This is a genomic window from Streptomyces sp. JLYT201 (assembly GCF_059448825.1).
The window spans coordinates 7,007,227-7,021,823 of the sequence record NZ_CM182551.1; the positions used below are offsets into that span (position 1 = coordinate 7,007,227).

Genomic DNA, 14,597 nt, shown 5'->3' on the forward strand with positions numbered 1-14,597 from the left:
CCCGTCGGCGCTCCGGGCCGGGGCTAGCGGACGGAGTGCTCCGCGGCCGGGAACGCCCCGCCGACCACGTCCTCGGCGAACGCCTTCGCGGCGTCGCCCATCACCCCGCGCAGATCGGCGTACTGCTTCACGAAGCGCGGCATCTTCCCGCCGGTGAGGCCCAGCATGTCCGTCCACACCAGGACCTGGGCGTCGCAGTCGACGCCCGCGCCGATGCCGACGGTCGGGATGTGCAGCGAGCGCGTGACCTCGGCGGCGAGCTCGGCCGGTACGAGTTCCAGCACCACGGCGAAGGCGCCCGCGGCCTCGGCGGCCTTGGCGTCGCGCACCAGCTGGTGCGCGGCCTCCTCGCTGCGGCCCTGGACGCGGTAGCCCATGGTGTGCACGGACTGCGGAGTGAGCCCCAGATGGGACATGACCGGGATGCCGGACTGCACGAGCAGCTCGGTCTGGGCCAGCGAGCGCTCGCCGCCCTCCAGCTTGACCGCGCCGACGCCCGCCTCCTTGACCAGGCGCGTCGCGGACCGCAGGGCCTGGACCGGCCCTTCCTGGTACGAGCCGAACGGCAGGTCGGCGACGATCAGGGCGCGGCTCGTGCCCCGTACGACGGCCGCCGAGAGCATGGTGATCTCGTCGAGGGTGACGGGCACGGTGGTGTCGTACCCCAGGTGGCAGTTGCCCGCCGAGTCGCCGACGAGCATGACCGGGATCCCGGCCTCGTCGAAGACGGACGCGGTCATCGCGTCGTACGCGGTGAGCATGGGCCACTTCTCGCCGCGCTCCTTGGCGGCGGTGATGTCGCGGACCGTGATGCGGCGTGTGCCCTTGCCGCCGTACAGCGTCTTGCTGCTGTCGGTCTTCCGCCCGTTCAGGGCAGGGCTCTGGGCAGCCGAAAGCTGCGTCATCGCAACGGCTCCTTCTGTCGTCTCGAGGCGCCCTGACGGCGTCCCCGGATCACGTCCATGGTGGCATCGCGTGCCGCCCGGGCGCTAGAGGGGTTCTTTTCAGCCGTTTTGGAGACGTATGCCGGACGCGGGTGTTCCTTGGTGTCCTTCCGGGAAAGGCCTGGCAAAGCCTTTCCAATACGAGACGGTCTCGTATCGGAATGTGGCTAAGGTCGGAGCATGACAACACCTGCCGTCCCCGGCACGTCCCGGATACCGGAGGCCGTCCACCGGCGCCGCTGGGCGATCCTCGGCGTCCTGATGCTCAGCCTGCTGATCGTCGTCCTGGACAACTCCATCCTGAACGTCGCGATCAAGACCATCTCCACACCCGCACCCACCGGCCTCGGCGCCACCCAGGGCGAGCTGGAGTGGGCCATCAACTCGTACACGCTCGTCTTCGCCGGTCTGCTCTTCACCGCGGGCCTGCTCGGCGACCGCGTCGGCCGCAAGAAGGTGCTGCTCGCCGGGCTCGCGGTGTTCGGCATCGGCTCCGCGCTCGCCGCCCAGTCCGGCTCGCCCGTCGAGCTCATCGCGTTCCGCGGGGTGATGGGCCTCGGCGCCGCCTTCGTGATGCCCGCCACGCTCGCCGTCCTCATGAACGTCTTCGAGCGCGAGGAGCAGCCCAAGGCCATCGGCATCTGGGCGGCGGGCGTCGGCCTCGCCGTCGCCATCGGCCCGATCACCGGCGGCGTCCTGCTCGACCACTTCTGGTGGGGCTCGGTCTTCCTCATCAACGTGCCGATCGTGATCGTCGCGCTGATCCTCATGGTCGTCCTCGTACCGGACTCCAAGGACCCGAAGCCCGGCCGGATCGACCTGGTCGGCGTCGTCCTGTCCGTGATCGGCCTCGTGCTGCTCGTCTACGGCATCATCAAGGGCGGCCAGCTGGCCGACTTCACCGACCCGGCCGTGCTCGCGACCATCCTCGCCGGGCTCGCCGTGCTCGTCGGCTTCGTCTGGTACGAGAAGCGCGCCGACCACCCGTCCATCGACATCTCGTACTTCAAGAACCGCGTCTTCTCGGCGGCGATCACCGCGATCGCGCTCGTCTTCTTCGCGCTGATGGGCGTCACGTTCTTCTCGGTCTTCTACACGCAGAGCGTGCGCGGCTACACGCCGCTGCAGACCGGACTGCTGATGCTGCCGCTCGCCGCCGCGCAGCTGATCTTCGCGCCGCGGGCGCGGCACGTCGTCGACCGGTTCGGGGTGCGGGCCACCTGCGTGGGCGGGCTCTCCGTCATCGCCGTGACCCTCGCCGCGTTCACGATCTTCGACTCGGACACGCCGATCTGGGTCCTGGAGGTCGTCTTCTTCCTCATGGGCACCGGAATGGCGCACATCATGACGCCCACCAGCGTCGTCATCATGCAGGCGCTGCCGCGCGAGAAGGCGGGCTCCGCGTCCGCGCTCAGCAACACCTTCCGCCAGGTCGGCGGCGCGCTCGGCATCGCGGTGCTCGGGTCCGTGCTCTCCGCGGCGTACCGGGGCGGCGTGGAGGACGAGCTGCGCCTCCTGCCTGCGGGCATGCGGCACACGGCGGGCGAGTCCATCGAGGCGACTCTCGGCGCGGCGGCGCGGCTCGGGCCGCGCGGCGAGGGCCTGGTCTCCGCCGCCAACGACTCCTTCCTGCACGCGATGCACGTCACCGCCCTGTGCGGCGCGGGCGTCGCCCTGGTGGGCGTCGTGATCGTGGCCCTGTTCCTCCCGGGCAAGCCCCCGGCCGCCGCCGCACCCGCTCCCACCGAACCCCACGACCGGGAACCGGCCTCCGCGGGCCGCTGACGCGGCTGGGAGCGCTCGCTGCTGTGCCCACCCGTTCCGCCCAGGGGGCGGAACGGGTGGGCGCGGCCCACAGCTGCCCCGCACCGCTGGCGAAGGGCGCGGGCGAGGCCCGCTGCAAGGGGGCACGCCGCACGGCCGGGCCAGGGGAAAATGGGGCCACCGCCCCACCGCAGAGGAGTCGACACCGTGGAGCAGAGCCCCACCCGAGCCGCCCGCGGCCGCCCCCGCAGCGAGGCCGTGGAGCGGTCGATCCTGGAGGGCGTCATCCGGCTCATCGAGGAGGGCACCCCCCTCGCCGAGCTGTCCATCGAGCGCATCGCCCGCACTGCGGGCGTCGGCAAGGCCACCATCTACCGCCGCTGGAGCGGCAAGGAAGAGATCTTCGTCGACGTCCTGCGCACCCTGGAGGCCCCGCCCGCCGTCCTGCCCGGCACCTCCATGCGCGACGACCTCGTCGTCCTCCTGGAGCAGATCCGCCGCCGCGGTCTGAACCTGCGCGCGTCGGCGATCCTGCACAACGTCTTCGCGCAAATGAAGACCTTGCCCAAGCTCTGGGACGCGTACCACGCGACGGTCATCGAGCCGCAGCGCCGCCGCACCCACGACGTCCTGCGGCGGGGCCAGGAGAACGGCGAGCTGCGCGCGGACGTCGACATCGCGCTCGCCCACGAGCTGTTCGTCGGCCCCATGCTGGTCCGTACCGTCATGCGCTCCGACGCCCCCCTCGACGAGGACCTGCCGGAGCGCGTGGTCGACCTGATCCTCAACGGACTGCGCCCCTGAGAGTGAGCCCCCGAGAGGGGTGCGGGGTGTTAGCGTGTCGCCCCGAGCAGCCCTGAACTCGCAGGCGATATGCGCGTTTCGTCACAGAGTGCGGACCCTGGGGGCGCATCCGGAACCTGTCGTGCGCCCCCGCTCGTCCTCGGCTCCGTAGGGCCGTCCGCGGACGGCGGGGACGACACCCGATCATCGCCTAGGGTTCAGGGGCGGGGGACGGTGTGCACGGCAGTCAGTGAGGCGACGAAAGTATGGCGCAGGCGTACAAGGCGGAGACGGACAGCGGCAGCTCGCGGCCCGAGCGCCAGGGCTCCCCGCTGCGGCGTTTCGTCGACGGCTGGCGGGGTGACCCCGGCATCTGGCGGCGCGGACTCGTCACGGCCGGATTCGCGGTCGTGATCGGTCTGGTGATGCTCGTGCACGCCCAGATCCCGAACGGCGTGGGCAACCTCGGCAGTCTCACCGAGACGTTCCTGCCGTGGCTCGGCCTCTTCATCCCCGTGCTCCTCGTGATCGCCGTCGTCCGCAAGTCCGCGACCGCGCTCGTCACCCTGCTGCTCCCGGTGATCGTCTGGCTCGACGCCTTCGGCGGCCTCGTCACCGACAAGTCGGGCAGCGGCGGCGACCTCACCGTGGCCACGCACAACGTGAACGCGGACAACCCCGACCCGGCCTCGACCGCCCGCGACGTCGCCGCGTCCGGCGCGGACGTCATCGCCCTGGAGGAGCTCACCTCCGCCGCGGTCCCCACGTACGAGAAGGCCCTGGCGGGCACGTACAAGTACCACTCGGTGCAGGGCACCGTCGGGCTGTGGAGCAAGTACCCGCTGACCGCCACCAAGCCCGTCGACATCAAGCTGGGCTGGACCCGGGCCATGCGGACGACCGTGCACACGCCCAAGGGAGAGGTGGCGTTCTACGTCGCCCACCTGCCGTCGGTGCGGGTCAAGCTCGACGCGGGCTTCACCGCCGGGCAGCGCGACGACAGCGCCGACGCGCTCGGCGAGGCCATCTCCCACGAGAAGATCAGCAAGGTCATCCTGCTCGGCGACCTGAACGGCACGATGAACGACCGCGCCCTGAACGCCGTCACCTCCCAGATGCGCTCCACGCAGGGCGCCGCGGGCGACGGCTTCGGCTTCAGCTGGCCCGCGTCGTTCCCGATGGCCCGCATCGACCAGATCATGGTCAAGGGCGTCGAGCCGGTGTCGTCCTGGACGCTGTCGCGCACGGACAGCGACCACCTGCCGGTGGCGGCGAGCGTCGACCTCTGAGGTCACGTCCCGGCTGCCGCCGACGGCCGCGCCCCGTCTGCCCCTGACGGCCACGCGCCGTCGCCCTCCGGCGGCCACGCGCCGTCGATCCCCGGCGGCCACGCGCCGTCGATCCCCGGCGGCCACGCGCCGCCGGCCCCCGGCGGGCGCGGGCTGTCGACCCACGACGGTCATGTGCCCGTCACCTCCCGGTACGCGCGGGCGGAATACTGGGTGCGGACCTCTTTGTTCCGTACGTGAACCAAACGATTCCCTGGATCGTCCCTGCCCTCGTACGGGCTGTTCGGAAGGTAGTACGTCTCCATGCCCCTGGCCCTGCTCGCCCTCGCCGTGGGCGCCTTCGGCATCGGCACGACCGAGTTCGTGATGATGGGCCTGCTGCCCAACGTCGCCGACGACCTGGACATATCCATACCCACCGCCGGACACCTCGTGTCCGCGTACGCGCTCGGCGTCGTCATCGGGGCCCCGCTGCTCGCCGCCGTCACCGCGCGGCTGCCCCGGCGCCGCGTCCTGATCGGCCTCATGGTCCTCTTCGTCGTCGGCAACGCGCTCTCGGCCGCCGCCTCGGACTACCACCTGCTCCTCGCCGCCCGCTTCCTCAGCGGACTGCCGCACGGGGCGTTCTTCGGCGTCGGCGCGGTCGTCGCCACCGGGCTCGTCGCGCCCGAGCGCAAGGCGCGGTCGGTGTCCCTGATGTTCCTCGGACTCACCGTCGCCAACGTCGTCGGCGTGCCCATCGCCACGCTCATGGGGCAGCAGCTCGGCTGGCGCGCCACGTTCCTCGCCGTGAGCGCGATCGGGCTCGCCGCCATCGCCGCGCTCGCGCTGCTCGTCCCCGCCGACCACGGCCACGGCGAGAGCGTGGGCCTGCGCGGCGAGCTGCGGGCGCTCGGCTCGCTGCCCGTGTGGCTCGCGCTCGGTACGACCGTCGCGGGCTTCGGGGCGCTCTTCGCCGCCTACAGCTACGTCACGCCGATGCTCACCGACTCCGCGGGGTTCGCCGAGGCCAGTGTGACGCTGCTGCTCGCGCTCTTCGGCGTCGGCGCCACCGCGGGCAACCTGCTCGGCGGGCGGCTCGCCGACCACGCCCTGCGCGGCACCCTCTTCGGCGGCCTGGCCTCCCTCGCCCTGGTCCTCCTCCTCTTCCCGCTCTTCATGAAGGCCGAGTGGAGCGCCGCCGTCGGCGTGACCCTCCTCGGCATGGCCGCCTTCACCACCGGCTCGCCCCTCCAGCTCATGGTCATGGAGAAGGCCGCCGCGGCGCCCTCGCTCGCCTCCTCCGCCAACCAGGCCGCGTTCAACCTCGCGAACGCCGGTGGCGCGTGGATCGGCGGCCTCGCCCTCGCGGCGGGCTTCGGCGTCGCGTCCCCCGCCCTCGCCGGCGCGGCCCTCGCCGTCCTCGGCCTCGGCGTCGCGGCGATCGCCTACGCCGAAGACCTCCGCCGCGCCCCGTCGACACCCCCGGCCCGGGTCATCACCGGCACCCCGAAGCCCACTCGGGAGCGGACCCACCACTGACGGCCACGCCGCCGCCCAAGGGCCCGGCCCGTCAAGACCGGACGACAACACCGCGCCGCGCGCGGCCGGGGCGGTCCCACCCACCCGCCCCCACCCGGGCACAGACGGGGAAGCCCCGCCCGCGCAGCGGGGGAGTTCCGGGAGGGCGGGTGGGAGGAAGCCCCGCCGCGGTAGCGGTGGGGGAAGCTGCGGCCCGCCGGGGGCTATTCGCGCCAGGCGTTGGTGATCGGCAGCCGCCGGTCCTTGCCGAAGCCCTTGGGGGAGATCTTGGTGCCCGGCGGGTACTGCCGCCGCTTGTACTCGGCGGTGTCCACCATCCGCAGCGTCCGCGCGACGAGCTCCGCGTCGAAGCCCGCGGCGACGACCGCCTCGGCGCCCTCGTCCCGGTCCACGTACCGCTCCAGGATCGCGTCGAGGACGGGATAGTCCGGCAGCGAGTCCGTGTCCACCTGGTCGGGCCGCAGCTCCGCGCTCGGCGGCTTGCTGATGGAGTTCTCGGGGATCGGCGGCGTCCCGCCGCGCTCGGCGGCGGCCCGGTTGCGCCACTTCGCGAGCCGGAAGACCGAGGTCTTGTAGACGTCCTTGATGGGCCCGTACGCCCCGACGGAGTCGCCGTACAGCGTCGAATAGCCCACCGCCAGCTCGGACTTGTTGCCCGGCGCGAGCACGATGTGGCCCTCCTGGTTGGAGAGCGCCATGAGCATCGTGCCGCGCAGCCGCGACTGGAGGTTCTCCTCGGCGAGCCCGGTGAGCCCGAGGGACTCCATGTACGCGTCGAACATCGGCGCGATCGGCACGGTCCGGAAGTCGAGGCCGGTGCGCCGCGCCAGCTCCGCCGCGTCGGCGAGGGAGTGCTCGGAGGAGTACCGGGAGGGCATCGCGACCCCGTACACGTTCTCCGCGCCGAGCGCGTCGCAGGCCAGGGCGGCCGTGAGTGCCGAGTCGATGCCTCCGGAGAGCCCGATGAGCACGGAGCGGAAGCCGTTCTTCTGGACGTACGCGCGCAGGCCGACGACGAGGGCCGAGTAGACCTCCTCGTCGTCGTCGAGGCGTTCCGCGTACGTGCCGGTGTGCTCGGCCTCGTACGGCGCGAGCGGCTCGGCGGAGAGCGTGACGTGCTCGATGCGCAGCCCGTCGTCGACGACGCCCGACGGCGCCTGCGCGGCGGCAGCGGGCAGCTCCAGGTCGAGCACCACACAGCCCTCGGTGAACTGCGGGGCCCGCGCGACGACCTCGCCGTCCTTGTCGACGACGATCGAGTCGCCGTCGAAGACCAGCTCGTCCTGACCGCCCGTCATCGCGAGGTAGGCGGTGGTGCAACCGGCCTCCTGCGCCCGCTTGCGGACCAGTTCGAGCCGCTGGTCGTCCTTGTTCTGCTCGTACGGGGACGCGTTGATGGACAGCAGGAGCCCGGCCCCGGCCGTGCGGGCGGCCGGGACGCGGCCGCCGTCCTGCCACAGGTCCTCGCAGATCGCGAGCGCCACGTCGACGCCGTGCACGCGGACGACCGGGAGCGTCTCGCCGGGGACGAAGTAGCGGAACTCGTCGAAGACGCCGTAGTTGGGCAGATGGTGCTTGGAGAAGGTGAGCGCCGCCTCGCCGCGGTGCAGCACGGCCGCCGCGTTGCGCGGGGCCCCTGCGGGCTGGCCGTAGCGCGGCTTGGCCTCGTCGCTGCGGTCCAGATAGCCGACGACGACGGGCAGTTCGCCCAGGCCCTCGTCGCGGATGCGGACCGCGAGCGCGCGCAGGGCCTGACGGGACGCCTCCACGAAGGAGGAACGCAGGGCGAGGTCCTCCACCGGGTAACCGGTGAGTGCCATCTCCGGGAACGCGACGAGGTGCGCGCCCTGTTCGGCGGAGTGCCGGGTCCAGCGGAGGACCGCGTCCGCGTTCTTGGTGAGGTCGCCGACGGTGGAGTCGATCTGATTCAGCGCAAGGCGTAGTTGAGGCACGGCCCCAGTGTAATCGTCAACCCGACGCGATGCCCCTGGAACGGACGGCGGACGACCGTCCAGGAGCACCGCGCCACGGCCTTGACCTGGGTCAGGAGCGATAACCGAGGACGGTCATCATTCCTGCCTCCGCGTGGTAGACGTTGTGACAGTGGATCATCCACAGGCCTGGATTGTCCGCTTCGAAGTCCACCGTCAGGCGGCCGTTCGGCAGCACGATCGCGGTGTCCTTGCGGGGGCGCCCGGGGGCGCTCGCCAGGGTGAAGGTGTGGCCGTGCAGATGGAGGGGGTGCCACATCGACGTGGAGTTGCTGAACTCCAGGCGCACGCGCTCACCGGCGCGCACCGGGTGACGCCGGTCGGGTGCGTACGGCTTCTTGTCGAAGGCCCAGTCGTACTTCTCCATGCCTCCCGTCAGCCGGATCTTGATGGTGCGGTCGGGCTCGCCGGGCTTGAGGGCCACGGAGTCGTCCGCCGTGAGCCGCTCGGCGAGCACCACGCGGCCCTTGAGCTCCTTGGGCCGGACCGACGGTGACGGCGCGCGGCCGCCGCCCGTGCGGAGCACCGCCTGGGCCGCCGCCTTCTTGCCCTCGGCCACGGCGGTCAGCGGGAAGACGCCGTCCTTGGCGGTGACCAGGACGTCGTACCGCTCGCCCATGCCGATGAGCAGGGCGTCGGCCTTCCGGTGCCGCACCGGGAAGCCGTCGGTGTGCGTGACCGTCAGCTCGTGGCCGCCGAGCGCCACCCGGAAGGCGGTGTCACCGCCCGCGTTGATCAGGCGGAGCCGGATGCGGTCGCCGGGGCGGGCGCGGAAGGAGGTGGGGGCCTTGGGGGTGCGGCCGTTGATCAAGTAGTGCGGATAGGCCACGTCGCCCGCGTCCCGGCCGAGGATGTCGCTGGTGGAGCCCATGAGCATGCGGGAAGGACCCTTGGGGGCGGGCTCGGGGGAGGCCTTCGCGGAGCCGGTCAGGGCGGTGCGGGACATGTGCCCCTCGTGTCCCGAGCCGCCGCCGCTGCCGCCGGAGCCGTCCGAACCGCCGCTGCCGCCGGAGCCGCCGTGGTCCATGCCGCCCCCGTGGTCCATGCCGCCGCCCATGTCCATGCCGCCGCGCAGCTCCGCGAGGACCGCGTCGGGGGTGGAGCCGTCGACGCCGTCGACCCAGTCGTCGAGGACGACGACCCACTCCTTGTCGTACGTCAGGGGCTCCTTGGGGTCGTCGATGATCAAGGGCGCGTACAGCCCCCGGTCCAGCTGGGTGCCGGAGTGCGGGTGGAACCAGTAGGTGCCCGGGTGCGGGACCTTGAAGCGGTAGGTGAAGGCGGCACCGGGCTTGATGTCCCGCTGGGTGAGGCCGGGGACGCCGTCCATGTCGTTGCGCAGGGCCAGGCCGTGCCAGTGCAGGCTCGTGGACTGCGGGAGGTGGTTGGCGAGGGTGAGCGAGAGCGTGTCGCCCGCTGTCGCGCGGATCTCCTTGCCGGGCAGCGCGTCGCCGTACGCCCAGGACTTGACCGTGGGGCCGCCCAGGTCGAGCGTCGCGGGCATGGCCATGAGCTTCAGCTCGCGCAGGCGGCCGCCGCCCGGGCGCTTCTTCTCGGCGGCGGCGACCTCGGGGCCGGAGGGCGACACATAGCCCTTCGAACCGGCCGAAGGGCCGCCCCGGCCGCCGTGGCCGGAGTGCGAGCCGCCGCTGGAGTCGCCGGAGCAGGCCGTGACGAGCCCGGCCCCTGCGGTGGCGAGGGCGGCGCCGAGCAGGGCTCGGCGGGATGTGTGCGGGGTGCGCTCGGTGTGGGTGCGCATGACTGGATACACCTCGTCCGTACTGAGTGGTGCGTGCAGAAGGGCGCGTCTGCTGCTTCTGGTGCACCGCCGCGGCCGCGGAGGTTCCCACCGCGGCCCGGGCAGCGCGAAGCAGCCGGTACGGCGGCCTAGATCCGCAGCACGGAGAGACGGGCGAGGAGCGCGCGCGGCGGGGGCGGCTCGGGCCACGGCGCCGCCCGGAGCCCGGCGGGCAGCAGGACGGGCGCGGCTGCCGGAGGCCGCGCCGCCACCGTGCCGAACAGCGCGAGCACGAGGGCGCCGCCCAGGACGGCCAGGCACACGGACATCGGGTCCATGCCGGTGTCGTGGGAGGGAGAGCCGGGCGGCGATGCCGTACGGGCGACGAGGTGACTCGCGGTCAGAGGCTGGGCCTCCGCGTGCGGTGCGGCCTGATGCGCGACCAGGGGTCCGGTGCCCGCGCCCGCGACGACGTCGTTCACCGCCATGGCCCCGACGCCCGCGTGCGCGATGGCGTGACTCGCGGTCAGGGGCCGGGCCCCCGCGTGCGGTGCGGCCTGGTGCGCGGCCATGGGTTCGACGCCCGCGCCCGCGACGACGTGGTGCACGGCCATCGGTCCGGCGTCCGCGTGTGCGACGGCCTGGTTCCCGACCGCGGGCCCGGCCCCCGCGTGCGGGGGCGGCCCCGCCGCGGTGCCCCGAGTGGCCGCGTGGGCCTCCCCGGGGCCCGTGGTGTCCGCCACGCGCGCGTGGGCCGAGGGTGCCGGGCCGCCGCCGTGCTCCTGCGGATGCCCCAACGTGTGCATCGTCACGATGCCGAACAGCAGCGCCACGAGGAGCAGGAATCCGCTCGCGCTCGTGGGCTGTTGCTTCGGGCTCATGGACGGGAGCTTACCCCTCCCCGGTATGGAGCGATGTGCGGGGCCCGCGAGAAACATTGATCATGAACCCATGACGACTACGGACAAGCCCGGACAGAGCGCGGGCGAGACGACGGCGGCCGAACAGGCCGCGGCGGCCGCGAAGGCCGGTGACGCCGGGGCCGCGGAGTTCGGGGAGGACACCGGGACCTCACGGCAGTTCATCTCCTGGGTGACGCTCGCCCTGATGACCACCGCCTCCGTGGCGAGCCTGCGACCCTCGCCCGCCATGGCCATCTACGGCCTCGCCGCCGTCTTCCTGTACCTCCTGCCCGCCGTGGTCTTCCTGCTGCCCACGGCCCTCGTCGGCGCGGAGCTGGCCTCCGGGTGGACGGGCGGCATCTACCGGTGGGTGAGCGAGGCGCTCGGCAAGCCGCTCGGATTCGTGGCGGTGTGGTGCCAGTTCGCGATGACCATCGCGTACTACCCGAGCCTGCTCGCGTACGTGGCCTCGACGTTCGCGTACGTCGTCCATCCGAGCCTCGCCGAGGACGGCCTCTACGTGGCCATCGTCATCGTCGTCATCTACTGGACCGGGGTGTGGATCACCTCGCGCGGCACCAAGACCGTGGCGGGCCTCTCGTCCCTGGGGCTCGTGATCGGCACGCTCGTCCCCGGCGTCGTGCTCGTCGCCCTCGGCCTCGTCTTCCTGGGGCAGGGCAACGAGCCCGCCGCGCCCATGACGGCCGACCACTGGCTGCCGCCGTGGACGGGCCTGGCCAGCCTCGTGCTCATCGTCAACAACTTCCTGTCGTACGCCGGCATGGAGATGAACGGCGTCCACGTGTCGTCGCTGCGGCACCCGCGCGCGGAGTACCCGCGGTCGATCTTCCTGGCCACCGGCCTCGTCCTGCTGATCTTCGTCGTTCCGGCCCTGGCCATCAGCTGGGTCATGCCGTCCGAGCAGCTCAGCCTCACCGCCGGGCTCATGCAGGCCTTCCAGGCGTTCTTCGACCACTTCCACATCGGCTGGATGACGAAGGTCGTCGGGATCATGCTGGTCATGGCCGCGCTCGGCGGCATGCTGACGTGGCTCGCGGGACCCGCCAAGGGCCTGGTCACGCTGGCCCGGCAGGAGGGCTATCTGCCGCCGTTCCTCCAGCGCTTCAACAAGCACGGCGTGCCCCTGAACATCATGATCGCGCAGGGTGTGATCACCACCCTGATCGGCGTCCTGTACGCGTTCAGCGACGACGTCTCCAGCGCGTACTGGATGTTCTCCGTGATCACCGTGCAGATCTATCTCATCGCGTACCTGCTGATGTTCGTGGCCGTGGTGCGCCTTCGCCGCACCCAGCCGCACGTCGAGCGCGGCTTCGTCGTGCCCGCCGTCACGCTCGTCGCCGGGGTCGGCTTCGTCGCCTCGGCGTGCGCGCTCTGCATCGGCTTCGTGCCGCCGGACCAGTTCGGCGACGCGCCGCTGTGGCGCTATCTGATGATCGTCGGCGGCGGGCTGCTCGCGATCGGCGTGGCCGCACCGGTCGCCTTCCTCAAGTTCCGCAAACCGGAATGGATCCACCCCGACCACCAAGGCGCGCATGCTCTCAACTAGCCTCACGACGCGTATGTCCCCCACGCCCCGGGCCACCGGAGCGCCCCGCGCCGTGCGCGTGGCCGTGGCCGCGCTCCTGGTCGCCGGCGCCGCCGCGTACACCTCGTGGACCCTCGAAGCGGTCCTGCCGACCGGGCTCTCGCCGCTCCGGACGTACGTGAGCGAGCTCGCCGCCGAGGACCAGCCGTACGGGGCCTTCTTCCGGACCGTGGACTTCGCCGCGGGCGTGCTGGTGTGCGCGGGGGCCCTGGGCGGCCTGGCGCGGCTGCGCTGCCGGGCCGCCGTGCCGCGCGTCCGCGCCCTGTCGGCCCTCGGCTGGGCCGGGCTCGTCCTCTTCGGCGCGGCCACGGCCGCCGACGCGCGCCTTCCGCTGAGCTGCGCGCCCACCGTGGACGCGGCGTGCCTCGCGCGCGAGCGGGCCGGGCTCGTGCCCTTCACGCACTCCGCCCACGCGGTCAGCAGCAGCGTGGCCGTGGCCGGGGCGCTGGTGGGGATGGTGCTCCTGACGGCGGCCGTACGCCGGGCGGGCGCGGGCGGGGCGCGGCAGCGGGCGGCGCTCGTGGTGCTCGTGGCCGTCGAACTCGCCGCCACCGGCTGGACCCTCGCGGCCGTCTTCGCCTTCGACGCCGGGCACGGCACGTGGGGGCTCGGCCTCGGCCAGCGGCTCCAGGTGCTCGCGATCGCCCTGTGGCTGGCGGGCCTGGCGTGGCTCGTCCTCGGACGGCGGCGGAGGTGACCGGGAGGGTGTTCGTACGGATCGACGGGGTGCCGCACCACGTAGACGTGACCGGGGACGGCCCCGTGTGCGTGCTCAGCGCGGGGCTCGGCCTCGCGTGGTTCGAGTGGGACCCGGTGGTCGAACTGCTCGCCCCCGCCCGCACCGTCGTCCGCTTCGACCGGCCCGGGCTCGGCCGCAGCGGGCCCGCGCGCGGGGTGCCCACGCTGGCGGGGGAGGCGGAGCGCGTCGCCCGTGTCCTGGACGCCGTGGGGCTGGGGGAGCGGGCCGTGACGGTCGTCGGGCACTCGCTCGCCGGGTTCCACGCGGAGGCGTTCGCGCGGTGGTGGCCGGGGCGGACGGCCGGGCTCGTCCTCGTCGACTCCAGCGTGGAGGAGCGGACGCGGGCGCTGCCCGCACGCGGGGCGCGGGTCGCGGGGGCGTGGGCGGGCGGGGCGGTCCTCGGCGCGCTCGGGGTGCCGCGGGCCCTCGGGCCCCTGCTGCGGGGCGGGGGCGTGCCGCGTGGGCCGCGGGCGGTGTACGGGGTGAGCCGGGTGTGGCGGGCCGGACTCGTCGAGTACGTGACGTACGGCGACGTGGCGCATGAACTCGCCCTGCTCAGGCGGGCGGCCGCGCTGCCGGACGTGCCGGTGGCGGTGCTCGCGGCGGGCCCTGCGGGCGCGAGCCGCTGGGTGTCCCGGCAGCGCGGCCTCGCCGCGTCCCTCGGGGCGTCCTTCCAGGCCCTGTGCCCTGCGGGCCACCTCCTGATGCGGGACCGCCCCCACGAGGTCGCCGAGGCGATCCTGGCCACGCGCTAGCCGGGGCCCTGACCCTGGCCCTCCGGCCCCTCGGCAGCTGTGGCTGTGCCTGCCCGCCCCTGCCGCAGCCGCACTGGGAGGAGCGGTTGCTCGGTAGCTGTGGCTGTGCCCGATGGCCCGCGGCGGGAAGCCGGGCTGCGCGCTGCCGGGGTCGTCTCCCACCCGTCCCCGCCGGGGTCGGGCCCTTGCCTCAGCGGTTGCTCGGTAGCTGGGGGCTGTGCCCACCCGTCCCGCCCTGCGGGACGATTGCCCACAGCGGGGGGGGGGGGGGGCGGCTGGCCCGTGGTGTCGCGCTGCGCGCGGCCGGGGCGGGCCCACCCGCCCGCCCCCACCCGGGGCGGGACCCCCTGGGGCACCACCCACCCAGCCGCGAGCGCTCCGCGTCGGGGCCACACCCGGCAACGCCGAGGAGACCCGGGTGGGCGGGTGGGAGATCCCGCCGCGGTAGCGGCGGGAACCACCCACCGGGCGGTGAGCGCGACGCGTCGGGGCCCGGTGGGGCAAGGCCGAGGCGCCACGGGTGGGCGGGCGGGGATAATCCGCCGCGGTAGCGGTGGGGGCG

Annotated in this window: 11 protein-coding genes; 7 read left to right on the top strand and 4 right to left on the bottom strand. The window is 73.2% G+C overall.

The genetic code is table 11. The features are described 5' to 3' along the window. Positions 1–23: 23 nt before the first annotated feature. Complete coding sequence (gene panB / locus AC5WAM_RS29615) at positions 24–905, bottom strand: 3-methyl-2-oxobutanoate hydroxymethyltransferase (protein ID WP_366791449.1); 882 nt, start codon at positions 903–905, stop codon at positions 24–26. A gap of 219 nt (positions 906–1,124) precedes the next feature. Here panB and AC5WAM_RS29620 point away from each other — a divergent pair, with 219 nt between their 5' ends. The 4 genes from AC5WAM_RS29620 to AC5WAM_RS29635 all read left to right on the top strand — a co-directional run bounded on the left by AC5WAM_RS29620 (position 1,125) and on the right by AC5WAM_RS29635 (position 6,301). Continuing rightward, positions 1,125–2,729, top strand: coding sequence for a DHA2 family efflux MFS transporter permease subunit (locus AC5WAM_RS29620; RefSeq protein WP_495519410.1), 1,605 nt, complete (start codon positions 1,125–1,127; stop codon positions 2,727–2,729). 150 nt (positions 2,730–2,879) lie between these two features. Next, positions 2,880–3,512, top strand: coding sequence for a TetR/AcrR family transcriptional regulator (locus AC5WAM_RS29625; RefSeq protein ID WP_495519411.1), 633 nt, complete (start codon positions 2,880–2,882; stop codon positions 3,510–3,512). Positions 3,513–3,757: 245 nt separating this feature from the next. Next, positions 3,758–4,780, top strand: coding sequence for an endonuclease/exonuclease/phosphatase family protein (locus AC5WAM_RS29630; RefSeq protein ID WP_138959388.1), 1,023 nt, complete (start codon positions 3,758–3,760; stop codon positions 4,778–4,780). Between the two features lie 303 nt (positions 4,781–5,083). Further along, positions 5,084–6,301 carry an MFS transporter gene (locus AC5WAM_RS29635; RefSeq protein ID WP_495519412.1) on the top strand — a complete coding sequence of 406 codons (1,218 nt, stop codon included), beginning with the start codon at positions 5,084–5,086 and terminating at the stop codon, positions 6,299–6,301. 203 nt (positions 6,302–6,504) lie between these two features. On the opposite strand, the gene AC5WAM_RS29640 is transcribed toward AC5WAM_RS29635, so the two are convergent. From AC5WAM_RS29640 to AC5WAM_RS29650, 3 genes are all read right to left on the bottom strand, one after another. Continuing rightward, positions 6,505–8,253 (bottom strand): NAD+ synthase, encoded by a 1,749-nt coding sequence (locus AC5WAM_RS29640; protein WP_495519413.1) that lies wholly within the window; start codon positions 8,251–8,253, stop codon positions 6,505–6,507. 91 nt (positions 8,254–8,344) lie between these two features. After that, entirely contained in the window at positions 8,345–10,051 is a 1,707-nt protein-coding gene (locus AC5WAM_RS29645) for a multicopper oxidase family protein (protein ID WP_495519414.1), read from the bottom strand. Positions 10,052–10,179: 128 nt separating this feature from the next. Then, positions 10,180–10,911: a ribosomal eL19 family protein gene (locus AC5WAM_RS29650; RefSeq protein ID WP_495519415.1), complete on the bottom strand. Its 732-nt coding sequence runs from the start codon at positions 10,909–10,911 to the stop codon at positions 10,180–10,182. Between the two features lie 70 nt (positions 10,912–10,981). Between AC5WAM_RS29650 and gadC the strand changes: the two genes are divergently transcribed. Genes gadC through AC5WAM_RS29665 form a run of 3 tightly spaced genes read left to right on the top strand, consistent with a single transcriptional unit; the run spans position 10,982 to position 14,035 of the window. After that, a complete protein-coding gene (gene gadC, locus AC5WAM_RS29655; protein WP_366791442.1) occupies positions 10,982–12,502 on the top strand; it encodes a glutamate/gamma-aminobutyrate antiporter GadC in 1,521 nt (506 codons plus the stop codon). A 13-nt stretch (positions 12,503–12,515) separates the two neighbouring features. Further along, positions 12,516–13,238, top strand: a complete 723-nt coding sequence (locus tag AC5WAM_RS29660; protein WP_495519416.1) for a DUF998 domain-containing protein — start codon at positions 12,516–12,518, stop codon at positions 13,236–13,238. Positions 13,239–13,246: 8 nt separating this feature from the next. Further along, positions 13,247–14,035, top strand: coding sequence for an alpha/beta fold hydrolase (locus tag AC5WAM_RS29665; protein WP_495519417.1), 789 nt, complete (start codon positions 13,247–13,249; stop codon positions 14,033–14,035). Positions 14,036–14,597 lie beyond the last annotated feature (562 nt).